Genomic DNA, 26,994 nt, shown 5'->3' with positions numbered 1-26,994 from the left:
TCGCGTTTGACTATCTTTTTGATAGTGAATTAGTATTTAAAAGAATCAATTACGGACTATTTTACTACAAAAAGGAGTCTTAAAATATGGCTAAAGGTGAAGAAATATTGAACAATCCCTTTATCAATAAGGGGACTGCATTTACTGATGATGAACGAAAAACATTAGGACTGGTGGGGATGCTTCCACCGAACGTTCAAACTTTGGGCGAACAGGTTGAAAACGTTTATGACGAATACCAACACAAGGGTAGTGACCTTGAAAAACGTATCTACCTGATGAGTATTTTCAACGAAAATCGGGTTCTATTCTATGCTACCTTCGCTAAACACGTCACCGAATTCATGCCGGTCGTTTACGACCCAACGATCGCTGACTCAATTGAAAACTATTCCAGATTGTACGTTAACCCACAAAATGCGGCGTTTTTATCAATCAATCACGATGACCCTGAAACGATCCGTGAAAGTTTGAAGAACACTGCCGGTGGACGCAACATCAAGTTAATTGTTGTAACCGATGGTGAGGGAATCCTCGGAATTGGTGACTGGGGAACTCAAGGAATTGACATCCCAGTTGGTAAGTTGATGGTTTACAGTGCCGCTGCTGGCATTGACCCATCGGAAGTCCTACCAGTGGTCTTAGACGTTGGAACTACTAACAAGAGTTTACTCGACAATCCACTCTACCTTGGTAATCACCAGGACCGCGACTACGGTCAAAAGTACTACGACTTCGTTGACAAGTTTGTAAAAGAAGCAGAAGACTTGTTTCCTAATTTATACTTGCACTTTGAAGACTTTGGGCGTGCCAACGCTTCAAACATCCTTGATAAGTACAAGGATGACTACTTGGTCTTTAATGATGACATCCAGGGAACTGGAATTATCGTCCTTGCTGGTGTCTTAGGTGGCCTTAAGATTTCTGGTGAAAAGATGACCGATCAAAAGTACCTGTGCTTTGGTGCCGGAACTGCCGGCGTCGGAATTGCCGAACGGGTTTGTGAAGAGATGGTGCAAGCTGGCTTATCCGAGGAAGAAGCTAAGAAACATTTCTACATGGTTGATAAGCAAGGACTCTTGTTTGACGACATGTCCGACCTAACTCCTGGACAAAAAGAGTTTGCGAGAAGTCGTTCTGAATTTTCTGACTCAGAAAACCTGACCGACTTACTCTCAATTGTGAAGGCTGTTCATCCATCAATCATGGTTGGAACTTCTACTCAACACGGCGCCTTCACTGAAGACGTTATTAAGGAAATGGCCGCTCATACTGATCGTCCAATCATCATGCCAATCTCAAACCCAACTAAGTTGGCTGAAGCAACTGCTTCCCATTTGATTAAATGGACTGATGGTCGTGCCTTAGTTGCGACTGGAGTTCCAAGTGCACCCGTTGAATATAACGGAGTTAAGTACGAGATTGGACAGGCTAACAACGCCTTAGTTTACCCAGGAATTGGTTTGGGTGCCATTGCGGCTACCGCCACTAAACTTAACGACGACATGATTAGTGCCGCTGCTCACTCACTTGGTGGAATTGTGGATTCAACGGTTCCTGGGGCTGCCATTTTGCCACCAGTTGACCAGTTAACCGAATTCTCTGAGACCGTTGCGATTGCTGTTGCTCAGAGTGCAGTTGATCAAAACATTACTAGAGAAAAGATTACGGACGTTAAGTCAGCCGTTGATGACGAAAAATGGTATCCAAAATACCCAGATTTAACTAATTTAAACAAATAATTGGAGGAATGTTACATTGGCAGCGTTTATTACTTCACTAGAAAGTGTCGCTGAGATTGTCATTGTCATTGCACTTGGATATTTCTTGAGAAAGTCGGGAAAATTCGCCGACAGTTTCAAGGGAAACATCTCATTCTTAATCATGAATGTCGCTTTGCCTATTTCAATCTTCGTATCAGTATTAGATAATTTGACCCGAGGAAAGTTAGTTGGGCTAGCTGGGGGACTGTTATACACCGTAATTAGTTTTGCGTTAGGTTACATTGTCGCAATTGCCCTAGTCTACATCCTAAAAATTAGAAAAGGTCGTAGGGGAACTTTCATTAACATGGCGGTGAACGCCAACACCATTTTCATTGGGCTGCCCTTGAACTTGGCACTATTTGGAACTTCTGGGATGACTTACTTCCTGATTTACTATGTAATGAACACCATCTCAACTTGGGCCATCGGAATCTTCTTCATCTCAGGAGACGATCCCACCAAGAAGAAGGGTGAAAGCAAGGGGAACTTTAACTGGAAGAAGTTGCTTCCAGCTCCACTGATTGGTTTCTTGGTTGCGTTAGTTTGGATTCTGATTGTTAACGTTAAGTTGCCAATGTGGATTGACAAGACTTGTAACATGATTGGTGGTCTTGTAACACCATTATCCTTAATCTACATTGGGATTATTTTGGCCGATGCCGGTCTTTCATCAATTCACTTTGATAAGGATTCCATTGCCGCACTACTTGCTCGTTTCGTGATTGCTCCGGCAATTATGATTGGAACCTTACTGGTCTTCATGCACACCGGTGCTGGGATTCCAAACATCGAATTTGGCACCTTAGTAATTCAATCTGCCACCCCTGGTTTGGCTGTGCTTCCAATTCTGGTTAGTCAGTCCCATGGTGACGTTGATTACGCTACTAACCTGGTTGTAACCAGTACGATTCTGTTTGTGATCGTCGTTCCAATCTTGATGGCCATTATCAACTTCATTGTATAAGTAAGTAATTAATAAAGAAGTCAGACGTTCAATCTGGCTTCTTTTTTGTGTGCCATGCCACGGTCCCGGTTTGAAAGTGGTAACGTAGAAGTATGCATAATTTCATTTATTAATTAATTGGAGGGATTAAACAGTGACCGCATTTATTGCCTCACTAGAGAGTGTCGCTGAGATTGTTATTATTATTGCTTTAGGGTATTTTCTTCGTCGTTCCAACAAAATGACGGATGGTTTTAAGGGAAATGTTTCGTTCTTAATTATGAACATTGCCTTACCAGTTTCGATTTTTATTTCCGTTTTGGATAATTTGAATCGGGGAAAATTAGTTGGACTAGTTGGCGGACTACTATACACGTTGATTAGTTTTACCCTGGGTTATGTAATCGCAATCGCATTGGTTTTTGTTTTAAGGATCAGAAGGGGTCGAAGAGGGGCCTTTATCAACATGTCGGTCAACGCCAACACGATTTTTATGGGATTACCCTTAAACATTGCGTTGTTTGGAAACGCCGGGATGACATATTTCTTGGTCTACTATGTGATGAACACCGTCTCAACCTGGGCGATCGGAATCTTCTTCATTTCAGGAGATGACCCAACGAAACAAAGGGGAAAAAAGAAAAAGAAGGTTACCCTCAAACAGATTTTACCGCCGCCACTGGTTGGATTTATCTTAGGTTTGGCGTGGATTTTGATCGTGAACGTCAAATTGCCAGCTTGGATTGATAAGACCTGCAACATGATTGGTGGATTAGTGACACCGTTGGCATTGATCTACATTGGAATCATTTTAGCCGATGCCGGCTTATCTTCAATTCATTTTGATAAGGATACCATTGCCGGACTGGTAGGAAGATTTGTGATTGCGCCAGCAATCATGATTGGAACCCTCTTAGCGTTTATGCATTTTGGCGTGAACATGGCCTTTCCAGAGTTTGGGACGTTGGTAATTCAGTCGGCAACGCCCGAACTAGCGGTTTTGCCGATTTTAGTTAGTCAATCCCATGGGGACGTGGACTATGCCACTAATTTAGTGGTAACCAGCACCGTGTTGTTTGTTATCGTGGTTCCGATCCTGATGGAAATTATTAATTTTATTATGTAAGTAAAAGAAGCTATTGGATGGCTTCTTTTTTAGTTATATATTTATAATGTGGGAAATTATTTTAGTAGGAGTGAGAGACATGAACGATAAAATTGCAAAGGTAAAAGAGTACGCCAAAGAGAACATGAGTAAGGATAAGAGTGGACATGGATTTGACCACATCCAACGGGTCGCAAACATGGTCTTACAATTGATGGGGACCGAACCAGCTAACGGTGAGATTGTCCTTTCAGCTGCTTATTTACATGACGTTTTTGACGATAAATTGGTGGATGATCCAGACGCTAAAAGAGAGGAAGTCAAAAATAAATTAGCTGAATTTGGCTTTAGTCCTGATGAGATTTTGCAGGTGATGGACATCATCAACCACATGTCTTTTAGTGACAACATTGAACACAAACAACCGTTATCAAAAGAGGGTCAAATCGTTCAAGATGCTGATCGATTAGATGCTCTTGGTGCGATTGGAATTGCGCGAGCCTTTCAGTATGGTGGGGTACATCATCGGACCATTTATGATCCGAAAATTAAGCCGCGGACTTTAACTACTAAAGCAGATTATCGCAACGCAACTGACGATACCACCATTAATCATTTTTACGAAAAGTTGTTTAAGATTGCTTCCGATTTAAATACCGAGGCTGCTAAACAAATTGGAAAGAAGAGAACTCAGTACATGCGTGAATTTGTTGCTGAATTTAAAAACGAATGGGATGGATAAAAAACGCCGATCCAAAGGGATCGACGTTTTTAGTTTATTCGGTAATATCAGCAAAGGTTCCGTTGACTAATTGTTTGACGTCTTCGGCATTTACTTTAACAGAACGACCAATCTGACCGGATGACACAATGATGTCACCCTGTTTTTGGGCTTCTTCATCAATATAGATGGGATAACCCTTTTGTTCATAAATTCCGATGGGGGTATTTGCACCGTGCTCATATCCAGTCGTATTAACTAAGTCTTTTAGGGGAACCATGCCCACTTTTTTGTTGCCAGAAGCCTTGGCTAACTTTTTGTAACTTAAGCGTTCATCTAAGGGAACCACTCCAATGACGGGACCAGTTGTTTTTCCAGTCAGTGCTAACGTTTTGTAGATTAAATGTTGATCAACGTCAGCTTCGTTAGTGGTGATTTGTTGAACGTCTCCCTCTTGATGGGTGGCAAAAATCATCTGTTGAAAAGGAATATTGTGTTTTTCAAGGATTTGTTCGACTAAGGTTTTGTGGACTTGATTCTTTTTTTTCTTTGACAAATGGCTCACCTCTCGGAGGTATTTTATCATATTAATAAAATATAAGTAAAAATTTCATTTACTTTTAATTCTTATTTATGTAGAATCAACGTGGAAGGAGATGCAAAGGAAAATGAGTGAGAAAGATGAAAAAAAAGCACCAAAGAAAAAGCATGCCCTAATTGAGTATGCGAATGGTAAATCCCTCCAAGAAATTAACGGAAGCGTTGATGTCCCTGAAGGATTAGGATTTTGGAAAACATTATTCATGTATTCAGGACCAGGAGCGTTAGTTGCGGTGGGGTACATGGATCCCGGAAATTGGTCAACTTCAATTACCGGTGGTCAGAACTTTGGATACTTGCTGATGTCAATTATCTTGATTTCAAGTTTGATCGCGATGTTACTTCAATACATGGCGGCTAAACTTGGTATCGTGACACAAATGGATTTAGCGCAGGCGATTCGTGCAAGAAGTAGTAAGACATTAGGGGTTATCCTTTGGATAACAACTGAGTTAGCAATTATGGCGACCGATATCGCGGAAGTTATCGGGGCAGCGATTGCGTTGTACTTGCTATTCCATATTCCATTGTTGATTGCCGTTTTAATTACGGTTCTTGATGTTTTGGTACTGTTACTACTTACAAGTATTGGATTTAGAAAGATTGAAGCCATTGTTGTTTGTTTGATTTGTGTTATTTTCTTGGTATTTGCCTACGAAGTAACTCTTTCAAACCCACAGTGGTCAAAGGTTTTCTTAAACTTAGTTCCAAACATCAAAACCGTTCAAACCCATCCATTTGTAGGTGGTCAAACTCCATTAAGTGGTGCCTTAGGTATCATCGGAGCCACCGTTATGCCGCATAATCTATACTTACATTCTGCCATTTCGCAAACCCGTAAGACTGATAATAACGACGAGGATTCAGTGGCACGCTCAGTTAAATTTTCAGCTTGGGATTCCAACATCCAATTGACAATGGCGTTCTTTGTTAACGCATTGTTATTGATTATGGGGGTTGCGGTCTTCAAGTCTGGTGCCGTTAAAGACCCATCATTCTTTGGTTTGTTTGCTGCCTTAAAGAATCCTGATTTTATGACCAACCCATTACTAGCAAGTGTTGCTAAAACCGGAGTCCTTTCAATCCTGTTTGCCGTGGCTTTGCTTGCTTCTGGTCAAAACTCCACTATCACTGGTACTTTGACTGGTCAGGTTGTTATGGAAGGTTTCATCCATATGAGAATGCCTTTGTGGGCTCGTCGTTTGGTAACCCGTGTCATTTCAATCATCCCAGTTGTTATTTGTGTACTTTTGAGTAGTGGAAAACCGGCCATTGAAGAGCATGAAGCGCTTAATACTCTGATGAACAACTCACAGGTCTTCTTGGCGTTTGCTTTACCATTCTCCATGTTGCCGCTTCTGATCTTTACCGATAGTAAGTTTGAAATGCGTGGAAAACGGTTCGTTAATGCCCTCTGGGTTAAAATTGCTGGTTGGGCATCTGTGATTGCTTTGACTTTCTTGAATCTGTATGGCTTGCCAAGTCAGATTGTCAGCTTCTTTGGTGATAATCCAACTCCAGCTCAAACCGATATGGGGAACTGGATTGCCTACATCTTGATTGTTTTAGTTCTGGCCCTCTTGACTTGGGTCGTTTGGGACTTGTACAAGAGTAATAAACGGTTCATGGAGGAACATAAGAACGCGAAAAAAGAAGTCGATCAGTACGAATAATTAATTAGAAAAATAGAACTTCGATTTGATCGGAGCTCTATTTTTTTAGCCAAAATTTATTATTTTTAATATGTTAAAATAATGGGTAAGAAACGTCTAATAAGGAGTATTGAATGGCTGATCTAGTTTATAAACGGGTAATGGATGATTTAAAAAAGAAGATTGATTCCAACTATTTCAATAATAATCGTTTACCGGATGAACGGACTTTAAGTTCAAAGTACCACGTCAGTCGGAGCTCGGTTAAGCAAGCTTTAGGTATCCTAGCGGAACAAGGAATTATTTTTAAGAAACGTGGCTCTGGGACCTTTATTAATCCACTTTATTTGAAGAATAAATCCATTTTTAGTTACGAGGGATCTAACCTTGGAATTACCAATAATCTGAAGGTTGAGGGGTACGATCCAAAGATTGATTTATTGGAATTTAAAGTTGTTGCCCCCACCCCTGAGATTTTAGAAGATCTGTTTCTAAATCAAGGTGATGAAGTGTATGAGATTAAACGGCTCCGCTCGGTTGATTCGACACCTATTATTATCGAGTCTGGTTATATTCCGGTTAAAGTGGCGCCCAAGATGAGTAAGCGAGTGGTTAAGGGGTCGATTTTTAACTACTTAGAGGAAAAGCTAAACAAGACGGGAACCAAATCCTACATGTCGATTGAAGCCCAACCGTCCACGATTGATGATCAAAGACTATTGAACTTAAAACCTGATGAACCAGTCGTGGTCATGGGTGGGATTTTCTTTTTAGACGATGGAACCCCGTTTGAAATTTCCAACATGCGCATTAATTATAAGTACTTTAATTACAACACTTTTGTTGATTTGAATAACTAGAATCGACTTTTACTCAATTTTTTGAGTTAGTTTAAAAGTGATATAATGGAATTGTTGTAAGCACGTACATTGGTTCGGAATTAACGTAATGTAAGAATGTACGAAGAGATTTAAAAGAGTGCCAATGCTGGCAAAGAAGGAAGTATTAAGATGGCGAAAAAGAACGTTAGAGTTAGATATGCACCAAGCCCAACTGGTTTTTTACACATCGGAAATGCACAGTCTGCTTTATTTAATTATCTGTTTGCAAAACATTTCGGCGGAACGATGGTTCTTCGAATCGAAGATACTGATTTAAAGCGTAACGTTGACAGTGGTGAAAAAAGCCAGATGGACAACTTACGCTGGTTAGGGATTGACTGGGATGAAGGCCCTGATAAGCCTAATCCGAAGTATGCTCCCTATCATCAAACGGAGCGAAGAGCTTTGTATGATAAATACATCAGTGAATTAATGAACAAGGGTCTGGCATACAAGGACTTTGCCACTGAAGACGAACTAAAAGAGATGCGGGAAAAGCAACGGGCAAATAAAGAGGCTCCACATTACGATGGACGTTGGTATGGTGCTTCTGAAGCTGATATTCAAGCCGCTGAAGATAAGGGATTACCGTACACAATTCGTTTACATTTACCAAAGGATCATACCTATGAATGGGACGACATTGTGAGAGGTAAGGTTGAATTTAATTCTGACAATTTAGGTGGCGATTTTATCATTCAAAAGAGTGATGGATTACCAACCTATAACTTTGCTGTGGTGGTCGATGACCATTTAATGGACATTACTGATGTTTTAAGGGGTGACGATCACATCGCTAACACCCCTAAGCAAATGGCCGTTTATGATGCACTAGGGTGGCAGCACCCTAACTTTGGTCACATCTCATTGATTTATAATCCGAAGACCGGTAAGAAATTAAGTAAGCGTGACAAGGATACTTTGCAGTTCATCAGTGAGTACAAGCGTGAGGGATACTTACGTGAAGCAATCTTTAACTTCATTGCCTTTCTTGGGTGGTCACCGGTTGGTGAAAAGGAAATCTTTTCAAAGGACGAACTGATTAAGGCGTATGATCCAAAGCGAATGTCAAAATCGCCAGCTTTCTTTGACCAACACAAATTAGACTGGATTAACTCGCAATACGTAAAGAGCATGCCATCAAGTGAACTTGCCGATCGGGTGGTCGAACTCGTTGACGAAGGGCAGACTGACATTGCCAAGAAGATTCAAGAAGATGACATTCCCAACCTGCACGATTACGCTGAACAGGTGATTGATATTTACAAACACAGTGTGTTTAAGTTGACTGAAATCATGGAATACATGGATTTCTATTACAATATTTTGGGTCAAAACATTGATTACTCAAAACTCAGCGACTTTTCACACGATGATTTGGAAAAGTTATTCAATGCTTTAGAAGACAAGATTCATGAGGCCAGTGAAAACGGTCAAAATAAGGGACTTGATTATGGTCCAATTGTTAATGAGGTTGGCAAAGAAACGGGGATGAAGGGTAAACAGCTTTACTTCCCACTAAACGTCATCTTTACTGGTGACACATCTGCTCCCCAAGTTGCGCAGATTATGGGACTATTTTCACCGTCAGTTATCAGTGCATTAATTAATAAAGCACTTCGTGGAATTGAATAAAATATTTTAAGTCTCCAATTGAAAAATTGGAGACTTTTTTAGTGCTTAAAATTGCTTGAAATTAGGGTTTTTAAGGGCTTAAAATTGGTTCGTATCAATTGTCGAAATGGTTGACATTTCACCAAAAGTCTTTATCATAGTTGTTGTAGGTAAGCCAATAAGTTTGGCGCTTTCAAAAACAGATTAGATCCAGCTCGAAAACGAGCTGCCGATTATTTAAAAGGAGTGTTATAGCATGGCAGTAGATTATGATTCCAAATCATATTTTGAAAAAATGCAACAATACTGGAATACTGCGAATTACTTGTCAGTAGGTCAGCTATTTTTACGTGCTAATCCTTTGCTTAAGAAGCCTTTGACTTCTGAAGATGTAAAGGTTAAGCCAATTGGACATTGGGGAACAATTGCCTCACAAAACTTTGTTTACACCCATTTGAACCGTGTCATCAACAAGTATGACCTTAATATGTTCTATATTGAAGGTTCAGGTCACGGTGGCCAAGTTATGGTTTCAAATTCTTACATGGATGGAAGCTACTCAGAAATCTATCCTAAGATTTCTCAAGATGAAGCCGGAATGGCTCGCCTGTTCAAGCAATTTTCATTCCCTGGTGGAATTGCATCACATGCTGCACCTGAAACTCCAGGTTCAATTCATGAAGGTGGAGAATTAGGTTATTCACTTTCACATGGTGTTGGTGCAATCTTTGATAATCCTGATGTTATCGCTGCCGTTGAAATCGGTGACGGTGAATCAGAAACTGGTCCTTTGGCTGGTTCATGGATGTCAAGTAAGTTCATCAACCCTGTTACTGATGGTGCTGTTTTACCAATCATTAACTTAAACGGATACAAAATTGCTAACCCAACTGTCTTAGCTCGTATGACTGACGAAGACATTACTAAGTACTTTGAAGGTATGGGCTGGAAGCCTCGTTTCGTTGAAACTAACATGCCTTACGGTACCGACCAAATGGAAACTCACGAAAAGCTTGCTAAAGTTATGGATGCTTCAATTGAAGAAATTAAAGCCATTCAAAAGAACGCTCGTGAGAACCAAACTGCAGAAACTGCTACAGAACCAAAATGGCCAATGATCATCTTCCGTTCACCTAAGGGTTGGACTGGCCCTAAGAAGAACGCTGAAGGTCTTCCAATTGAAGGATCATTTAGAGCTCACCAAGTTCCAATTCCACTATCAGCAGATGACATGGGTACTGCTGATGAATTCGTAGAATGGATGAAGAGTTACAAACCTGAAGAATCATTTGATGAAAATGGTACTTTAAAGCCATACCTTAGAGAATTAGCTCCTAAGGGTGACAAACGGATGTCAACGAACCCAATCACTAACGGTGGTATCGACCCTAAGCCATTAGACTTACCTGACTACCGTGATTACGCTCTTGATATCAAGACTCCAGGTGCTACTGAAAACGAAGACATGGTTGTTTGGTCCGAATGGCTACGTGACGTTACTAAGAGAAATCCTAATAACTTCCGTGGATTCGGCCCTGATGAAACATGGTCTAACAGATTATGGCACCTATTCGATGTTACTCGTCGTCAATGGTTGCCAAATATCAACCCACCATATGATGAGTACATGGCTCACTATGGTCGTTTGATTGATTCACAACTATCAGAACACCAAGACGAAGGTTGGCTTGAAGGATACACCCTTACTGGTCGTCATGGATTCTTCGCTACTTACGAAGCCTTCGGTCGAGTTGTAGATTCAATGCTTACTCAATACTTCAAGTGGTTGAGAAAAGCTTCTGAACTCGAATGGAGAAACAAGTATCCTGCATTGAACTTCATCGATTCATCAACTGTATTCCAACAAGATCACAATGGTTACACTCACCAAGATCCAGGTATGATTACCCACTTGTCTGAAAAGAAACCTGAGTTTATCCGTGAATACTTCCCAGCTGATGCAAACACATTATTGGCTGTAGGTAACGAAGCATTTGATAGTTACGAAAGAATTAACTTGATTACTACTTCAAAGCACCCACGTCCACAATGGTTTAACATTGACGAAGCTTCAAACCTTGTTAAGAACGGTCTTGGCTACATTGACTGGGCTTCAACTGACAATGGTGAAGAACCTGACGTTGTTATGGCATCTGCTGGTGTTGAATCAACTCTTGAAACCCTTGCTGCAATTTCAATCTTGCACAAGCGTTTCCCTGAAATGAAGATTAGATACATCAACGTTGTTGATTTGCTTAAGTTACGTAACCCAGAACTAGACCCTCGTGGTATTAGTGACAAGGAATTCGATCAACTCTTTACTAAGGACAAACCGGTTGTATTCGCATTCCACGGTTTCGAAGATATTATCAGAACCATCTTCTTTGATCGTCACAATAAGAACGTTCACGTTCATGGATACCGTGAAAATGGTGACATTACTACACCATTTGACATGCGTGTCTTGAACCAATTAGACCGATTCAATTTGTCTAAGGAAGTTGTTTCTGATATTCCAGAATACGCCCTTAAGGGTACTGGATTTATCCAAGAAATGAACAACATGCTCGACAAGCACGACCACTACATTAGAGAGTACGGTACTGACTTGCCAGAAGTTGAAAACTGGAAATGGGAACCACTTAAAAAACCAGCTAAGAAATAATTAATGTAACTAATTAATTAGAAAAGAGTGAACTCATATGAGTTCACTCTTTTTGTTTACATATTGAATTCAGGCGGTAGTGGGGCAATAACTTCAAGTGGTTGATGGTAGAACGGTGTCATCATTTGGACCCGCCAAGAATGAAGCAGCATGGGATGATTAGGATAACCGTTCGGGTCGTACAAGGGATCGTCAATAATCGGATGACCAGTGGAAGCCAAGTGCACCCTGATTTGATGGGTTCGACCGGTCTGAAGTTGAAGGGCCACGAGGGTTTTGTCTGGATCCGTTTTTATGACCTTGTAATTTGTGATCGCTGATTTAGAATTTGGTCCGTTAATTTTGCGTTTACGCTGATCGTAAGGATCAAAACCAATTGGCTGATTGATTACTCCCAATTGATTTTTAAAATGACCATGAACCCAGGCCAAGTAAGTTCGCTTGACTGCTTTAATTTCAATCATTTTGACTAAGATGGGGACCACGGATGGATTCTTGCCGATGATAAGTGCACCACTGGTTTGTTGATCTAAGCGATGAACCATGTAAGCGTCGTTTTGGGGTTGAAGGTAGTTGGCAGCAAAATTAAGGGTGGATCCCATTTCGTGAGGTTGATTGGCATGAGTCTTGTCGCCGCGATTCTTGTTAACAATTAAAAAGTCAGAGTTTTCGTAGACAACGTTTAGTGGTTTCGATGAATCTGATGGAACGTGTGGGAACGGGACTTTAAAATCGGCAGCAATAAACTCGAGTGTGACTCGATCATTTTGCTTAACCAGAAAGTTCATGGGCAGGTACTGACCGTTAATTAACACGCGATGATTTTTTCTTAGTGAGAAAATCAAATGCTTGGGAATTAAAAGATATTCGTGCAGATACTCCCGAACGGTTTGTTGATCAAATGATTTTGGGACGGTTAATTCATATTTCCATTTCTTCATAAAATTCCTCAAAATAAAAAACCCACTCAATAAGTGGGTAGAGATTTTGTGACTATTTGACTACTAAGACGTCTTGAGTAGCAGCACGTGTGACGTAGCTAGTGACCGAGCCAACCATCAAACGTTCAACGGCTGAAAGACCAGTAGCACCGATGATGATCAGGTCATCATGGTGATCGCTTGGAAATTCCTTGGCAATGACTTTCTTGGGATTACCAAAACGCATATGAATTGATACGTCGGTTACCCCAGCGTCAATTGCTTGTTGTTTCAAAGTTTCAAGAATCTTCTTTGTCTTGTCAGTTAACTGGTAAACAGCGTCGGCGGTAATTGCATCCCCGTAACTACGGTTGAATTGGTTAACTTCAATTACATTTAAAATATCTAAGTGACTGTCATTTTGTTTAGCCATTGTGATTGCACGACTCATAACAGGCATTGTATCTTCAGCACCATCCACCGGTGCTAAAATCCTCTTGTAATTCTTGGCCATTTAGCTCACCTCATTTGTTTTCTTATACACTAACTATACCATGTTTTAAGAATTTACGTAACGAATTTAGCTAAAACAAAAATTGTTGGTATCAAATTGAGAAGTTCGTTATACTGAAGCTAAAAGGATGAGTAAAATGAAAAGAAAACAGACGTTAACGTGGGCGTTTATTTCACTGATATTGTTCTGGATTGTAAACATTGTTATGACGATGCCAATCATGAAATTAACGGTCAAGTCGAGTGTCAGTGGCCTAGTTCGCACGTCAGCCATTGCAGCCATTATGTATTTGATTCCGATGATTATGGTTGCGTTTAAAAGTCGTTTAGGATATTATTTGTTGGCAGCCGTTCAGGTTATTTACACGATTGGGTTAATCGCAGCGATTATTGCGATGATTACCATTAGTCATGCAACATGGCCACTTCGAATTGCCGTCATTGTGCTGGTAATTGGTTCCATTGGTGTAAATATTTACTGGTTCATGATTGCTTATCAGGTCCGAAAGGCAACGACGAAAGAACGTGTGGCTCATTATATGAAGTTTAGAAAATAAAGTTAGGTGACTGAAATGAAAATTGATGAAAAAGAGTTTGTTGAAGTGGCTGGAAATGATGATTTTCAGAAACAGGTGTCGGAAATGTCCCTTAAAAAGTTGCAATCTGACTTAAAGGGAAACTTGAAGAAGATGACTGATTTTATCGCAAGTAATCTGAAAGAAGACAAGATTGCCAGCGCGGAAATCACCGTTTCTGATCATGACATTCAGCTGAAACTGCAGACCTCAGTCATTAATTTACCGCTAGACTACGCTAAAAACATTGCTAAAATAACGGTGGGAGACGGGATAAAATCAGTCAATGTGTACATGATCATTGCTTCTCCCAACGTCAACCGTTCTAAAATGCGAATTGATGAGTTGGCGGATTCAACTAGTTTTGAAAAGGAGCCCGATGGGACTTATTTGGCGCAGTTCGTTGACTGGACTCAGGATAAATTAGATCAGATTGCGGCTAATGAACAGGATGATGCAAGTTCCAAATAGCTTTTAATTGCAAATTATGATACAATACAAGCATGCGAAGAGCCGAGCAGACTTTTTAGTCTGATTGTGGGAACCATGTTTATCTGCCGGATTGCAGATGGTTTGATTAGCAGGTGATGTGAACACCTAGTTAGTCCGTCTGACTTGTTCAGATGCCAAAAAGAGCTTCCAACTTTTGTTGGAAGCTTTTTTATTTTGCTAAATAAACGTGATCTTGGATTAAATCGAAGTTTGAATAGTGTTGATTCAGGTTCTTAATGCCCTCGTCATCGTAAAGTTGTGCGTTTTGCCAGAACTCTTTGGAGTCGGTGGCCCCGTCTTTCTCACCAATGACGATTAATTTGATATCACGATTTGACTTTCTGATTGCTTCAAGAAGTTCATTATCGATTGGAATGCCATCTGGAGACCACGACATAATTACATAGTCAATCTGGTCCTGATACTTGTGAAATGCGTCGAGAGCTGATAACTTTTCCACGTTAATGACAGGATGTCTGCCAGTTTCGTTCTCGTTTTGCCAATCTAAACTGTCAGTTGCGATGACGTTTGCGTGGTTATCACGGAGTCCTTTTGAGATGTAGCCGTTACCTGCCATCACTTCAAGGGCAGCATGACCATCTAAGTATTTTGCAAGATGGTAGGTAAACGATGAGGAGATGTAGGCCCACATCCCGTATTGATTTTCGAGATAATCACGAAAGTCACGCAAATGCTTGTCAAGGTCAGAAAGATCGCCTGAAAGCCGGTTCCATTCGGAATCACCGCTACGATCATTCATGGCGTACTTGGAATTGATTTTTTGATAAATCTGGTCCTGAATGTCATCAGGAAGAATCAGCTTGGGCAAATCCTGCGGAAGTCTACCAGCTGTAAGTAATTGATTGGCTGCTAAGACGTTGTTAATTAAGTATTTAATCTCAGGATACTCCCGATACTCGTCACGATACTGTTCCATTTGATGAATGTAAGGTGGAGTCGCCTGTTTCAACTGATGACGTTTTTTGAGTTTTTTTCTGAGTTTACGTTTATCCATTTGATGTCCTTAGTAGTGTAAGTCAAGCGATTCTTGGTGATTTTTGTGGTCATCGTCTCTGTTTTGTTTACCGTGAAGGTAGCCGTTGATAAGTTGAAAAATCTCGTACCGATCGTTGTTATTAATGGCTTCGCCGTTGAAGAAGAGTTGCTTTCCAGAGATAAATAACTTGGAAAGATCGGATTCTTCATGGTCAACTCGGCCACTCAAATAGTCCATTGACACCCCAAAAAATTCAGCTAATTTTTTGACTTCAATGTAAGAAGGATTACGGATTCCACGTTCCCAATTGCCGATCTGTGAGGCGGTATTCTCATGCTCTTTGTCAGTGGGAAACATTGTGTTTAATCCGTTTGCAAGGTCAGTCAATGTGATTTTCTGACCGGTTCGTAAAGCTCTGAGTCTTTCAGGAAACATAGAATCACTCCTTAATACCATTATACTTCATGATATCATCAAAAAGCACGAGTGACTTATTTTAAAATAAAGATTTAAATGTTATTATTTAAATAGATTAAAATGAATTGAAAAGAAAGGAAGTGTCAAATTGATAACTTCCATTGCAATTATTATTGCACTCTTACTTGGAGCAGCATGTGGCTACTACGCACGAAAAAAACACGTCTACAAGGGACTGACAGCTGCCAGAACTGCTGCTAGTAAGATTAAAGATAATAATCAAGTTAAGATTAATGATACTAAAAGAAAACTTGAAGATAAAAGTAAAACAGCAGCTGAAAATTATCGTAAAGAAGAAGAAACTGAACTCGATGCCCAAGTTCAAGAAAATGAGAGCCGCAAACTGCGAATTGATCATAGAGAAAAAAGCTTAGAGACTTCCGTTGCCCGCTTGGACAAGTCAGAGGCCGCTCTGACAATTAAAAGGAACAGTAATCACCTTCTAGTTGAAAACCTCAAAAAGGCTCGTAATGACGTCTTAGAACTTGAGAAGCAAAGAAAACAAATCATCCACGATCGGGGTGAATTAACTGAAGGTCAAGCCAAACAGCTCGTTTTGGCCACTCTTGAAGCTGATTTAAAGCGTGACTTTGATACTACCGTTAAGGAAAATAATGACTTAATGGCATTTAATGCTGCCAAACAGGCCCGTAATCTTATGATTGAGGCAGTTCAAGAGGGGCCAGTTGACGTTCCTCGTGACCACATTGAGCGCTCAGTGATTATTCCGGATGCTGGAATGCGCGCCAAGATTGCTGGCAAAGATGACCAACGATTACGATTGATTGAGACCCTTACCGGGGTTGATTTAATTTTTGATCCAGAACACCCGGAAACGTTAATCATTAGTACCAGTGATCCGGTTAGAAGAGAGATTGCGCGCAATTCCATTAACGATCTGTTGGCCGTTAAGCAGGTTAATAATGGTGTAATTGAAAATGAAATCAATCAAACCCAACAGGAAGTTTTGGATGAATTAAGAAAGACTGGTGAGATGACCGTTAGTCACTTGCACCTTGGTTGGGTTCATCCGGACCTAATGAAGACGGTGGGACGCTTAAAGTTTCGAACGTCGTATGGTCAAAACGTCTTAGAGCATTCCATTGAAGTTGCCGAACTATCAGCTGTGATGGCTGCTGAACTTGGTTTAGATGTTCGGATGGCTAAACGGACTGGATTATTCCATGATATCGGGAAGGCGATTGACAGAGAAGTTTCCGGAACACACGTTGAACTGGGAGTGAAGTTAGCTGAGGCTTATGGTGAAGATCCAATTGTCATAAACTCGATTGCGTCTCATCATGGGGACGTTGAACCAGATAACCCATACGCTATTTTGGTCGCAGTGGCAGACGGAATGTCAGGAGCTCGACCAGGTGCCAGAAGCGAATCGGTCGAAGAGTACATCAATCGATTAAAGAGTTTGGAAAAAATTGCGAATGAACATCCCGGTGTTAAGGATAGTTACGCCATTCAGGCAGGTCGTGAGATTCGAATCATGGTTGATCCAAAGAAGGTTAACGATACGCAAAGTAGTGAGTTAACCAATGAAGTAAAGGACCAAATTGAAAACGAATTGACCTATCCTGGTAAAATTAAGGTTACTACAATTCGACAGTTGCAAGCCGTTCAGTACGTGGGCGGTAAACCGAAAAACAATAAAAAGAAAAAAGCTGGATAAAAAAAGTTCTTCACCATTGGTATTTACGTGGTGAGGAACTTTTTTATTTAATGACTTTGAAGTTTTGCTGGTTGTTAGCGTCGACTACGGGATGATCTTGAAGGTACTTCGCAATCAAATTACTCATGGTAATGGTGTTATAGGAAATAATTTTACTTTCATCGTACATGGGGTAGTGGCCGCCACCAACGGCGCGGTATGCGTTTAAGACGATCTTCAAGGGCTGATGGTCCAGAACTGGGCGACCGTGATAGGTTAAGTTAACGATTCTGGAACCAATCGGCCGGGAGACGTCAATAGTGTAATCAATGCCCGCGTACATGTCATAGTTATAGTCCCGGTGTTTCGGATAAGTATATACGGGGTTGACAATGATTTTATTATCCTTTAAGGCAAAATAATCAGCCGTTTTTTCAAGAGCAGCTTTTAAGTCCGCTCCAGTAATGTTTAAGACTGCTAACGTATTTGGATAGACGTAGTTGGTGATGATATTTCTCATGGTAATTGGATTTTCGAATCCATGGGCTTCGTCGGTAAAGAGCGCGGTTGCCGAAATATCAACCCCCATTGTTTCCATTTGGACCCTTTGAATAAAATTGATAAAGGCCGATCCATGGGTTCGAACTTCGAAGGGATCTTTATATTTGAGATTACCTTTAATCTTTGAGAGTGGTTTTGAGAGCCATTTTTCAACGTCTTGGTCGACTGGATCAACGATGTTTTTGGTCGGTTGAAATGGCTTATTTTGAGCCGTTGAGATTAGTTTGGCGTTACTGTTGACCACCGTTTTATCGTTATCATTAATATCAAGGGTAATTTGGCCTACGTAATCACCACGATGTCCGGGTTGAACGTACGGAACGCCAAAGAGATGGTTAGCGAGCTTTCGGTGCTGGTGACCCGTCACTAAAGCGTCAATTCCGGGAACTTCTTTTAAAATTTGATAACTTTCGTTTTCACCAGTGAATTTTTCACTAAGTTTACCTACTTTGTCTCTTTCAAACCCCCCGTGATACAAAATAACCACCACGTCAGCTTTTTGGCGAAGAATTGGGACATATTTTTTGGCCGTTTCTAAGCCAGATTTAAACTTAAGCCCCTTAACGTTGGCCTTATTCTCCCACTGGTTAATGGCCTGAGTGGTAAGACCTAATACTCCCACCTTTAGATCCCCAAAGTCTTTAATGGCATAGGCCGACCCAAAGGCTGGCTCATCTTTTTCGTTTAGGATGTTGGCGCAGATAAACTGGCGCTTGGTGTTTTTGATGGTATTTTTTAAGTAGCTTTGCCCGTAGTTAAATTCGTGATTACCAAGCGAGCCAAAGTCATAGTCAATCGTATCATATGCTTTATTAATCGCCTGAGCACTCGGAAGTTTTAAAACTTCGGCCGTGTAGTAGGCGAGAGGAGACCCCTCTAAAAAATCACCATTATCTAAAATTAAGGTGTGGTCGAAGCCTTCCTGTTCGTGCTTAATTGTGGTTGCTGCCTTTTCTAAACCAAAGGGCATGTTTTCATTTGGTTTAACGTAATTTGTTGGCGCTAAATAACCGTGAATATCGCTCGTACATAGTATTTTGAGTTTCATAGTTTGGCCTCTCCCTCTTATATAGTACAAATTATAATATTTATTAAGGAAAGTGTAAATAAAAGCTAGAAATCAGGCTTTATTTAAGTTTAAAATAACGTTGACGAAGTAATAATATATGATACAATTTAGTTGTTTAATAAGTACATTCGTACTAATTTAAACAAGTCATGTTAAATGTTAGACATGAGGAGGTTATTACATGTTGAATTTATATGTTGCACCAAGCAGCGCATCAAGTCGTAAAGCCCGTGCTTGGTTGAAAGACCATAATATTCCATTTAAGGAACGAAACATCAATTCAAACCCACTTAACGCTGACGAAGTAAAACAAATTCTTCGTTTAACCGAAAATGGCAGTGAGGATATTATTTCAACAAGATCAAATGTTTTTAAGAAACTGCACTTGAACTTAGATGACTTATCTTTAACCGAGTTAGTTGACCTATTAGTAAAGTACCCTGACCTAATCAAGCGTCCGATCATTTTTGATGACAAACGTCTTGAAGTTGGCTACAACGAAGAAGAAATTAGACGGTTCTTACCGCGAGATGTTCGTGAAGCAGAATTGAGACAATTAGAGTCGAAGTTAACTTCTTAAGATATGAAAACGCCCGGTATGGGCGTTTTTTTATGAATAATTTAAATGATGAGGAATTAATATGATTAAAATGATCGCACTCGATCTTGACAACACACTGCTTACAGGTGATAAGAAGATCAGTAAAGTAAACGAAGACGAGTTAAAAAAGTTACACCGACAGGGTATCAAAGTGGTGCTCTGTACTGGACGACCAATCAATGCCATTTGGAAGTACATTAAGCAACTAGACCTTGATGAGCCAGATGATTATACCATCACATTTAATGGTGGGCTCGTGGTTCGAAATGCCGATAAGTATGAATTATTTAAGCGTGGGATGAATCGAGATGCGTTCAAATTACTTTATGAATACGCTCAAAGAAACGGCCTCCCGTTAGATATTCTTGATTTTACCCAGGTTTATCCAATCTCCGATTTAAAACCATCGATTTATCAACAAATGTTGAATGCTGACATGCAGTTTGTACCAACTAAGTTTTCTGAGATGCCAGACGAAAGCTACTCTAAGGCGGTTATCGCAGCCGAACCAGACGTTCTTGATAAAGCTGTTAGTGACATGCCCGAAGATGTGAAAAAGCAGTATCACATTGTTCGTTCACAACCCCAAATCCTAGAATTCTTGGCACCCAGTGTTGATAAAGCCTATGGATTAGGAGCATTGCTTAGTCACTATGGTGATGATTTTTCTAATCTAATGGCATTTGGTGATGCTGAAAACGATGCCGGAATGATTAAGAAGGCCAAGGTTGGAGTTGCGATGGCGAATGCGCAGGAACCAATCAAGAAAATTGCGACGGATGTGACTAAATCGAATGACGATGATGGTGTGGCAGTTTTTTTAAAGCAATATTTTAAAGCTGATCAATAAATATAAACACAACCAAATAAAAATGAGCTAAACAATTATGTTTAGCTCATTTTTATTTGGTTTTTTACATGGTCTCAAACGCATTATTCATATTTTTCATAAATTCTTTTAAGTAGCGTTTGGAGTCAACCGCTACAGCCACCTTAACGTTGGTGTTAGGATCATCTAATCGATTCTTATCACCAATCGTTCTAGCATAGTATGCGTCGGGTTTGGTGGTAACGATCATATTCATATCAATGAATTTTACGAAACTAGGGTTGACCGCTACACCAACGGCGAGTGGGTCATGAAGTGAACAGCCGCCAAGTTCAGGATACATATCAGCATAGATGTTGATGTAGAAATCCACGATGTCAGCCATTTTCTTTCCAGCCATTGTCCCAGAATCGCGCCACTTTTGGGTTTCTTGCTTGGTCAAAAGCGTTCGTAACGTAACGTCAAGGCCGACCATGTTGATGTGAAGGTTACTGGTAAAAACTTCGTTTGCTGAAATGGCATCTTGGTTGATGTTGGCCTCGGCGACGGGGGTGACATTACCCGGAACTGTTAAAGCACCACCCATTAAAGTCACATTGCCAACCTTCTCCATAGCTTTTGGAGCTTGTTTGATTGCTTGGGCTAAGTTAGTAAGAGGACCAGTTGGCACAATCGTTAGATCATTGCCGTACTTTTTAGCGGATTCAATCATGAAATCGACCCCGTTTTTACTTTGGACCGCACCGCTTGGTTCGGGAAGGTCAACGTCGCCAATCCCATTTTCACCGTGAATGTCAGCGCTGACTTGCATTCTGACATAATCTTCGCTTAATGGATGAGTTTCACCAATAAAGACCGGAACGTCTGAAGCACCAAGTAAATCTAAAATTTTAAGGGTATTAACGGCTGCCCGTTCGGCTTCGATGTTGCCAAACGAAGCAATGACCCCGATTAAATCAATCTCAGAATTGCCAACCGCGTAGGTTAGTGCCATTGAGTCATCGATTCCAGTATCAAGGTCCAAAATCATTTTTTTGGTACTCATATAAAGTCCTCCTATATAACTTCAGTTACAGTACAACTTTATAATACTTTAATATGTAGGAAATTGCGATAGATATGAAATTGGTTTTTTTATTTTGTCTTTGCATGGTAAACTTTGGTTAAAGATAAAATTAGATAAAGAGTGATAAAAATGGAAAATATGTACGATATAACAATTATTGGCGGCGGTCCCGTTGGGATGTTTGCGGGGTTTTACGCTGGCCTGCGGGATGCTAAAACGCAGATCATTGAGAGCCTTCCTGAACTTGGGGGCCAGGTCAAAGCGCTTTATCCTGAAAAGACCATTTTGGACGTTGCTGGTTTTGCGGGCGTCACGGGTGACGAGCTGATTTCACAGCTGCAAAAACAACTTGACACCGTTGATGTTGACCAAAAGGTCGAGAGTAAGGTAGTCGATGTGATTAAAAAAGATGACTATTTTGAGATTGAAACCAGTAAGGGGACCACTAAGAGTAAAGCCGTCATCATTGCGACCGGAAACGGTGCCTTTAAGCCACGTGAACTACGGGCTGAAAATGCCGAAGAACTCACTGGGAAACGTCTTTTTTACAGTATCAATGATTTAAACCAGTTCAAGGGGCGAGACGTCATGGTCGCTGGTGGTGGCGATTCCGCCGTTGACATGGCTTTAATGCTTGAACGTGTTGCAAATAAGGTATTTTTATTGCACCGACGGGACGAATTTCGTGGTCTTGAGTACATGGTTGACCGATTGAAAGAGTCATCCGTTGAAGTGGTTACTCCATACTTAATCAAACGACTGGATGAGATTGATAATCGTTTAAGGGTTACCAGTAAAAAGGTTAAGACTGAAGATGACGAGATGGAAATGATGGTGGATGATCTCGTGGTGAACTACGGGTTTATTTCGAATAATCGCCAGTTAAAGGAATGGCAGATTCAACCAGCCCTTGATCATCGCTTGCTTGAGGTTGATCAATCTTTTGAGACCAGTGTGCCAGGGGTCTTTGCGATTGGGGATCAGATTACTTATCCCGGCAAACAAGACTTGATCGCAACCGGATTTGGTGAGGCTCCCACCGCCATTAACGTTTTAATGAAAGAAATTTATCCCGACCGAAGGGGACCCGTTCACAGTACTTCGCTTCACCGCAAGTAGGTTAAAGAAAGGATAAATGTTGTGAAACCATTAACATGATGCTATCATGAAACTAGTTGAAATTTCTTAACTGGAGGATGATGTTCATGACAAATGAAGTATTTCCCTTATTTTTAAAGCCCGTTTTACAGAATAAGATGTGGGGTGGAACCGAACTAAAGCGGTATCACTATCAGTTAAATAGTAATCACGTTGGAGAGGCGTGGATTGCTTCGACTTATGGTGATGACTTGTCAGTGGTTTATAACGGACCCTACGATGAAAAGACTTTAAAAGAAGTTTGGAAGAAACATCCAGCACTATTTGGTGGGCATCCGGCTAACGCCTCCTTTCCACTATTGGTTAAAATTTTGGATGCCAAGGAAAACTTGTCAATCCAGGTTCATCCAAGTGATGAGAACGCGCAAAAGTACTTTAATGAAAAGAATGGAAAAACTGAGTGCTGGTACATTTTAGACACCAAACCAGATTCAAAGGTATATTACGGTCATTCCGCCAAAAGTAAGGATGAAATTCGGCAGGCCATTAAAAACCACCAGTTAGACCAGATTTTAGAAACGAAAACGGTTCAACCAGGTGAGATGGTTTATGTACCAGCGGGGACGCTTCATTCTTTGGGAGCAGGCATTGTCGCTCTTGAGGTGGAACAAAATTCTGACAACACGCTCCGGTTTTATGATTTCGACCGGTTGGATCAAAAGACGGGGAAGAAACGACCACTCCAGGTAGAAGATGCCATTAAAGTAACCAATACTCCGAACGTTCTACCAGACCCCGAGCAAACCCAACTGGTTGTCGATTCAAATAATCCAGCCCGGACACGTCTATTGAAATCAAAGTACTTTAACGTTTATCAAATTGTGGTTCACGGTCAAGCCGAGATTAAAGACATGCAGACTTATTCAGTGAACGTTGTTATTGATGGAACAGGGACACTAATTGTCGATGGCAAATCGTATTCGCTTGAAAAGGGAAGTACCTATGTCTTGCCAGTTCAAGCCAAAACGTATCAGTTAAAGGGAGACCTCCGAATTATTCAGACAACCGCAAACTAAAATATGACAAAAATACCACTACCTCAATGATAGTGGTATTTTAGTATCCAATGACATCCTCTGCCACCGTTTCTAGCGTCTTGGTTTTGATGTCGGCTACGTTAATCCAATACAGGCAATTTTGGCGTGGATAAAACAAGCCTAACTGCTTAACCATTTCAAAATAAGACTTATTTGCTGAATGGAGCCCCATGATGTAGTACATCAGGATCTGGAGGGTGAATTTATTGGTTGGTTTAGCCTTTGATACCTTGAAATCCCACAGCCCATCCTTGGTCAGGTAGTCACCATCGCCGTTTACGACGGTGTCGGTGTACGCACCGGGAAAATCAAAGTCAATTGTAATGGGACCATCTTCTGATGCTTGCTTCAAGAACTGAACGCCCCGGTTAACCATTTGTTTAATGTGCTCAATGGTAACCTCATTCGCTTGGTACTTGGGACGAGGAACGTAGTAACTAGGTCCCATCCGGTAGGCAATGTCATAATTAACGAGTTGAATGGCGCACTGAATGCTGTCATCATCAAGTCCGGAATTTATTTCACTGGTTAATTGTTTAAAACGGTCCATATTACCATCGTAATGGTGCCCAGTCTTTTCGGCCGCTAGTAGGTCAACGTTATGGGCACCAATTTCAGGAATACTGAATGCTGCCACGACGTCTCCGGTGACTTCAAACCGTGTTAGATAGTCGACGACCAGTCCCATAAAGCTGGGCGTGATGTTTTCACTAGCAATCGGCAGAAATTCGTCTGGCGTAAACTGCTTGATGTGAAGGGATGAGACGGGAATGAAACCACCACGGGGCTGTTTATACTGCTTGGCTCTTTTTGTAACTGTATATTTAGTCATAATTTATAACCTTCCATCCCTAGATTTACCCGTATTATAGCACAGGTAAAAACTAGTACAGTCATACAAAAGAACCCACATCAACTGATGTGGGTTCTTTATAGTTATTCTTTGTTTGAATCAGGGTTGGTAATTTGAATTCGATTAGAGTTAGTTGAACTATGGTAAAGCTCAGGAGCATCGGTATGGTATAAACTGTTCGTACTCTTATCATGTCGTTCTGAGTAGAGACTGGTTGAGGCTTTTCCAAGCTTCTTTTCAATGTTTTCTTCATGGTCCAATCCGTTAGCATAATTGTACTTCTGCGGATTAACTGGTTTAAATCCCTTAGGATGATAGAAACGAAGTAGGTTTTGTTCATTCAACGTATCGGATAACGAGAGTTCCAGATTGACTTTATCCTGCGTCTTTTCTAACTTCTGTTTCAACTTTTTATCCGGATGGATTACCTTTTGGGTCTTGTTATCATAGACCGTCCCATTAACCGAAGTGTACTCAGGAGAAACCCAGTCCCGATTTCTAAAAGCAACGACCTGATCATGATGCTTGGAGAAGAGGTCCGTCCCAAATTGGATGTACTTCTTGGAACTGATTCCAAGAAGGTGCATCAAGGTTGGAAGTACATCAATTTCACCACCATAGGTATGATCCACGTGACCATTCTTGATTCCTTGCATGTTAATCATGAATGGAACTCGTTGCAATTGGGCGTTATCAAAGTCATTCCAGTCGTTAGGGTCTTTTCCAAGTAGCGGTGCTAAGCTGGTGTTTTCAGAGTTCGATAAGCCATAGTGATCCCCGTATAGGACAATCACGGAGTTCTTTAGTAAACCGGCTTTGTCAAGGTACTCATAGAGTTCCTGAACTGATTGGTCGAGATAGTGGGCCGTTACAAAGTAGTTGTTAACGGCTTCATCATTAGTATCAGGAGCCTTGAAATCAGAATCCTTCTGATCCTCAGCGTCTAGTTGATATGGGAAGTGATTGGTAACGGTGATGTATTTAGCATAGAACGGTTGCTGGAGGTGCTGAAGATAGTTGGTTGAATCTTTAAATAAGAGCTTATCCTTCAGTCCGTATCCGGTTGACTTATCACCCGAGGTATCGTAGTAACTGGCGTCAAAGAAGTAGTCATATCCTAGGTTTTTGTAAGTGTTGTTTCGGTTCCAGAAGCTAGCAACGTTTCCGTGAAAGACGGCGGACGTGTATCCCTTTTGACCAAGGATGGCAGGAGCACCCTGGAAGGTGTTGTCACTGCCAAGTTGAGCAAATAAGGATCCCTGTGGGAGACCATAAGTACTAGTCTCGAGCATGTTTTCTGCATCGGACGTTTTACCTTGGCCAACCTGATGGAAGAAGTTATCAAAGGAATAAGTTGACTTACTGTGATACAACTTGTTTAAAAATGGAGTGACTTCCTGGCCATTGATCTTTTTATCAATCACGAACTGCTGAAAACTTTCTAGATGAATGATAATGACATTTTTACCCTTGGCAATCCCATACATTTTCTTGTTAGGAGCGGCGTAGTGTTCTTTTTTGAATTTAAGAATCCCCGTTAAGTCAGACTTATTGGCATTGGCCCGCATATTATTGGTTTGTTGAGACTTAATTCCGTCATAGACGGTAAAAGAATCCAACCCCAGGTATTTAACGATGTAAGTGCGGTCAAAGGTTCTGGTCAATAATTGGGGACGATCCATGTCGGCCAAAGTAATGTTACCAACTAACATAAGGGCTCCAAGTGAGAAAACCGCAAAACCAACTCGGGCCTGTAGTGGCCGTTTGTCAATCTTAATTACTTTAAACAAAAGCAAGAGGATGACGATCACGATGTCAATCCAGTAAAAAACGTCGTGGGGCGAAGTTAGTGCTAATGAGCTTCCGCTTAGTCCCTGGTTGACCTTGGAATAACCGGTCATGGTCGACACCGTCATAAAGTCGGTGAATTCACGAAAGTAAATTACGTTTAAGTATAAAAGAACCGTGTTTAGAAAATCCAGAAACAGGATTGCTGGATAAAAAAGTTTAGCTGGTTTTAGATAAAGCGCCAAACCTAACATAATAACGGTGGTTGCAATTGGATTAATTAGGAGCAAAAACAGTTGAAAGATACTGTCGACACCCAAATTAAAGTCAGTGAAATATGCGTAAATTGTTTTAGCCCAAAAAAGCACTACTAGTAAGACGAAAAACCCGATTCTAGTATTGCATTTAGACAGAATTTTCTTGATCGTTTTCAAGGTATAAAGTCCCCTTT

Annotated in this window: 24 protein-coding genes; 15 read left to right on the top strand and 9 right to left on the bottom strand. The window is 40.8% G+C overall.

Annotation, left to right across the window (positions count from 1 at the left end):
* Positions 1-86: 86 nt before the first annotated feature.
* The 4 genes from AC6UDE_RS06655 to AC6UDE_RS06640 all read left to right on the top strand — a co-directional run bounded on the left by AC6UDE_RS06655 (position 87) and on the right by AC6UDE_RS06640 (position 4,556).
* Positions 87-1,742, top strand: a complete 1,656-nt coding sequence (locus tag AC6UDE_RS06655) for a malolactic enzyme (RefSeq protein ID WP_500696984.1) — start codon at positions 87-89, stop codon at positions 1,740-1,742.
* A gap of 16 nt (positions 1,743-1,758) precedes the next feature.
* Positions 1,759-2,730, top strand: coding sequence for an AEC family transporter (locus AC6UDE_RS06650; protein WP_500696983.1), 972 nt, complete (start codon positions 1,759-1,761; stop codon positions 2,728-2,730).
* A 133-nt stretch (positions 2,731-2,863) separates the two neighbouring features.
* Positions 2,864-3,835: an AEC family transporter gene (locus AC6UDE_RS06645; protein WP_500694092.1), complete on the top strand. Its 972-nt coding sequence runs from the start codon at positions 2,864-2,866 to the stop codon at positions 3,833-3,835.
* A 79-nt stretch (positions 3,836-3,914) separates the two neighbouring features.
* On the top strand, positions 3,915-4,556 hold the full coding sequence (locus tag AC6UDE_RS06640) for an HD domain-containing protein (RefSeq protein ID WP_500696982.1): 642 nt from the start codon (positions 3,915-3,917) through the stop codon (positions 4,554-4,556).
* Positions 4,557-4,590: 34 nt separating this feature from the next.
* Here the strand turns inward: AC6UDE_RS06640 and AC6UDE_RS06635 are convergent, their stop codons facing one another.
* A complete protein-coding gene (locus AC6UDE_RS06635; protein WP_500696981.1) occupies positions 4,591-5,091 on the bottom strand; it encodes an aminoacyl-tRNA deacylase in 501 nt (166 codons plus the stop codon).
* A 112-nt stretch (positions 5,092-5,203) separates the two neighbouring features.
* On the opposite strand from AC6UDE_RS06635, the gene AC6UDE_RS06630 reads away from it, so the two are divergent.
* The 4 genes from AC6UDE_RS06630 (at position 5,204) to AC6UDE_RS06615 (ending at position 11,947) form a co-directional block, all read left to right on the top strand.
* Positions 5,204-6,808: an Nramp family divalent metal transporter gene (locus tag AC6UDE_RS06630; protein ID WP_500696980.1), complete on the top strand. Its 1,605-nt coding sequence runs from the start codon at positions 5,204-5,206 to the stop codon at positions 6,806-6,808.
* Between the two features lie 113 nt (positions 6,809-6,921).
* Positions 6,922-7,647, top strand: a complete 726-nt coding sequence (locus tag AC6UDE_RS06625) for a GntR family transcriptional regulator (protein ID WP_500696979.1) — start codon at positions 6,922-6,924, stop codon at positions 7,645-7,647.
* A 150-nt stretch (positions 7,648-7,797) separates the two neighbouring features.
* Entirely contained in the window at positions 7,798-9,303 is a 1,506-nt protein-coding gene (gene gltX, locus AC6UDE_RS06620) for a glutamate--tRNA ligase (protein ID WP_500696978.1), read from the top strand.
* 235 nt (positions 9,304-9,538) lie between these two features.
* Positions 9,539-11,947 carry a phosphoketolase family protein gene (locus AC6UDE_RS06615; protein WP_500695833.1) on the top strand — a complete coding sequence of 803 codons (2,409 nt, stop codon included), beginning with the start codon at positions 9,539-9,541 and terminating at the stop codon, positions 11,945-11,947.
* 56 nt (positions 11,948-12,003) lie between these two features.
* Here AC6UDE_RS06615 and AC6UDE_RS06610 read toward each other — a convergent pair whose 3' ends face one another.
* Together AC6UDE_RS06610 and AC6UDE_RS06605 are read right to left on the bottom strand one after the other, a co-directional pair.
* Entirely contained in the window at positions 12,004-12,888 is an 885-nt protein-coding gene (locus AC6UDE_RS06610) for an RluA family pseudouridine synthase (RefSeq protein WP_500694085.1), read from the bottom strand.
* Positions 12,889-12,940: 52 nt separating this feature from the next.
* Positions 12,941-13,381, bottom strand: coding sequence for a universal stress protein (locus AC6UDE_RS06605; protein WP_500694084.1), 441 nt, complete (start codon positions 13,379-13,381; stop codon positions 12,941-12,943).
* Between the two features lie 136 nt (positions 13,382-13,517).
* Between AC6UDE_RS06605 and AC6UDE_RS06600 the strand changes: the two genes are divergently transcribed.
* Positions 13,518-13,937 carry a hypothetical protein gene (locus AC6UDE_RS06600; RefSeq protein ID WP_500696977.1) on the top strand — a complete coding sequence of 140 codons (420 nt, stop codon included), beginning with the start codon at positions 13,518-13,520 and terminating at the stop codon, positions 13,935-13,937.
* A 15-nt stretch (positions 13,938-13,952) separates the two neighbouring features.
* Entirely contained in the window at positions 13,953-14,426 is a 474-nt protein-coding gene (locus AC6UDE_RS06595; RefSeq protein WP_500696976.1) for a hypothetical protein, read from the top strand.
* 190 nt (positions 14,427-14,616) lie between these two features.
* Here the strand turns inward: AC6UDE_RS06595 and AC6UDE_RS06590 are convergent, their stop codons facing one another.
* Both AC6UDE_RS06590 and AC6UDE_RS06585 read right to left on the bottom strand, forming a co-directional pair.
* The gene (locus AC6UDE_RS06590) at positions 14,617-15,462 is read right to left on the bottom strand and encodes an SAM-dependent methyltransferase (protein ID WP_500696975.1); all 846 of its coding nucleotides are present in this window, start codon (positions 15,460-15,462) and stop codon (positions 14,617-14,619) included.
* A 9-nt stretch (positions 15,463-15,471) separates the two neighbouring features.
* Positions 15,472-15,879: a helix-turn-helix domain-containing protein gene (locus AC6UDE_RS06585; protein WP_500694080.1), complete on the bottom strand. Its 408-nt coding sequence runs from the start codon at positions 15,877-15,879 to the stop codon at positions 15,472-15,474.
* Positions 15,880-16,009: 130 nt separating this feature from the next.
* Here AC6UDE_RS06585 and rny point away from each other — a divergent pair, with 130 nt between their 5' ends.
* Positions 16,010-17,602, top strand: a complete 1,593-nt coding sequence (gene rny, locus AC6UDE_RS06580) for a ribonuclease Y (RefSeq protein WP_500696974.1) — start codon at positions 16,010-16,012, stop codon at positions 17,600-17,602.
* Between the two features lie 43 nt (positions 17,603-17,645).
* On the opposite strand, the gene AC6UDE_RS06575 is transcribed toward rny, so the two are convergent.
* Positions 17,646-19,190 carry a bifunctional metallophosphatase/5'-nucleotidase gene (locus AC6UDE_RS06575; protein ID WP_500696973.1) on the bottom strand — a complete coding sequence of 515 codons (1,545 nt, stop codon included), beginning with the start codon at positions 19,188-19,190 and terminating at the stop codon, positions 17,646-17,648.
* A gap of 202 nt (positions 19,191-19,392) precedes the next feature.
* On the opposite strand from AC6UDE_RS06575, the gene spx reads away from it, so the two are divergent.
* Positions 19,393-19,791 (top strand): transcriptional regulator Spx, encoded by a 399-nt coding sequence (spx, locus tag AC6UDE_RS06570; protein WP_010022968.1) that lies wholly within the window; start codon positions 19,393-19,395, stop codon positions 19,789-19,791.
* A gap of 61 nt (positions 19,792-19,852) precedes the next feature.
* The gene (locus AC6UDE_RS06565; RefSeq protein WP_500695828.1) at positions 19,853-20,662 is read left to right on the top strand and encodes a Cof-type HAD-IIB family hydrolase; all 810 of its coding nucleotides are present in this window, start codon (positions 19,853-19,855) and stop codon (positions 20,660-20,662) included.
* A 64-nt stretch (positions 20,663-20,726) separates the two neighbouring features.
* On the opposite strand, the gene AC6UDE_RS06560 is transcribed toward AC6UDE_RS06565, so the two are convergent.
* Positions 20,727-21,686 (bottom strand): nucleoside hydrolase, encoded by a 960-nt coding sequence (locus tag AC6UDE_RS06560; RefSeq protein ID WP_500696972.1) that lies wholly within the window; start codon positions 21,684-21,686, stop codon positions 20,727-20,729.
* 150 nt (positions 21,687-21,836) lie between these two features.
* Here AC6UDE_RS06560 and AC6UDE_RS06555 point away from each other — a divergent pair, with 150 nt between their 5' ends.
* Complete coding sequence (locus AC6UDE_RS06555; protein WP_500696971.1) at positions 21,837-22,826, top strand: NAD(P)/FAD-dependent oxidoreductase; 990 nt, start codon at positions 21,837-21,839, stop codon at positions 22,824-22,826.
* Between the two features lie 86 nt (positions 22,827-22,912).
* Positions 22,913-23,881, top strand: a complete 969-nt coding sequence (locus AC6UDE_RS06550; RefSeq protein WP_500696970.1) for a type I phosphomannose isomerase catalytic subunit — start codon at positions 22,913-22,915, stop codon at positions 23,879-23,881.
* A gap of 40 nt (positions 23,882-23,921) precedes the next feature.
* On the opposite strand, the gene AC6UDE_RS06545 is transcribed toward AC6UDE_RS06550, so the two are convergent.
* Positions 23,922-24,734 carry a hypothetical protein gene (locus tag AC6UDE_RS06545; protein ID WP_500696969.1) on the bottom strand — a complete coding sequence of 271 codons (813 nt, stop codon included), beginning with the start codon at positions 24,732-24,734 and terminating at the stop codon, positions 23,922-23,924.
* 104 nt (positions 24,735-24,838) lie between these two features.
* Positions 24,839-26,977 (bottom strand): LTA synthase family protein, encoded by a 2,139-nt coding sequence (locus tag AC6UDE_RS06540; protein WP_500694072.1) that lies wholly within the window; start codon positions 26,975-26,977, stop codon positions 24,839-24,841.
* Positions 26,978-26,994: the final 17 nt, after the last annotated feature.

The organism is Fructilactobacillus sp. X2R5C3, from assembly GCF_059901325.1.
The sequence above is the reverse complement of the archived record's forward strand: the minus strand, read 5'-3'. Positions and strand labels throughout refer to the sequence as shown.

Coding starts and splice junctions, on each gene's coding strand:
- AC6UDE_RS06655 (WP_500696984.1), top strand. CDS start 87: ATGGCTAAAGGTGAAGAAATATTGAACAATCCCTTTATCAATAAGGGG.
- AC6UDE_RS06640 (WP_500696982.1), top strand. CDS start 3,915: ATGAACGATAAAATTGCAAAGGTAAAAGAGTACGCCAAAGAGAACATG.
- AC6UDE_RS06630 (WP_500696980.1), top strand. CDS start 5,204: ATGAGTGAGAAAGATGAAAAAAAAGCACCAAAGAAAAAGCATGCCCTA.
- AC6UDE_RS06625 (WP_500696979.1), top strand. CDS start 6,922: ATGGCTGATCTAGTTTATAAACGGGTAATGGATGATTTAAAAAAGAAG.
- gltX (WP_500696978.1), top strand. CDS start 7,798: ATGGCGAAAAAGAACGTTAGAGTTAGATATGCACCAAGCCCAACTGGT.
- AC6UDE_RS06615 (WP_500695833.1), top strand. CDS start 9,539: ATGGCAGTAGATTATGATTCCAAATCATATTTTGAAAAAATGCAACAA.
- AC6UDE_RS06610 (WP_500694085.1), bottom strand. CDS start 12,888: ATGAAGAAATGGAAATATGAATTAACCGTCCCAAAATCATTTGATCAA.
- AC6UDE_RS06605 (WP_500694084.1), bottom strand. CDS start 13,381: ATGGCCAAGAATTACAAGAGGATTTTAGCACCGGTGGATGGTGCTGAA.
- AC6UDE_RS06600 (WP_500696977.1), top strand. CDS start 13,518: ATGAAAAGAAAACAGACGTTAACGTGGGCGTTTATTTCACTGATATTG.
- AC6UDE_RS06595 (WP_500696976.1), top strand. CDS start 13,953: ATGAAAATTGATGAAAAAGAGTTTGTTGAAGTGGCTGGAAATGATGAT.
- AC6UDE_RS06590 (WP_500696975.1), bottom strand. CDS start 15,462: ATGGATAAACGTAAACTCAGAAAAAAACTCAAAAAACGTCATCAGTTG.
- AC6UDE_RS06585 (WP_500694080.1), bottom strand. CDS start 15,879: ATGTTTCCTGAAAGACTCAGAGCTTTACGAACCGGTCAGAAAATCACA.
- AC6UDE_RS06575 (WP_500696973.1), bottom strand. CDS start 19,190: ATGAAACTCAAAATACTATGTACGAGCGATATTCACGGTTATTTAGCG.
- spx (WP_010022968.1), top strand. CDS start 19,393: ATGTTGAATTTATATGTTGCACCAAGCAGCGCATCAAGTCGTAAAGCC.
- AC6UDE_RS06565 (WP_500695828.1), top strand. CDS start 19,853: ATGATTAAAATGATCGCACTCGATCTTGACAACACACTGCTTACAGGT.
- AC6UDE_RS06560 (WP_500696972.1), bottom strand. CDS start 21,686: ATGAGTACCAAAAAAATGATTTTGGACCTTGATACTGGAATCGATGAC.
- AC6UDE_RS06555 (WP_500696971.1), top strand. CDS start 21,837: ATGGAAAATATGTACGATATAACAATTATTGGCGGCGGTCCCGTTGGG.
- AC6UDE_RS06550 (WP_500696970.1), top strand. CDS start 22,913: ATGACAAATGAAGTATTTCCCTTATTTTTAAAGCCCGTTTTACAGAAT.
- AC6UDE_RS06545 (WP_500696969.1), bottom strand. CDS start 24,734: ATGACTAAATATACAGTTACAAAAAGAGCCAAGCAGTATAAACAGCCC.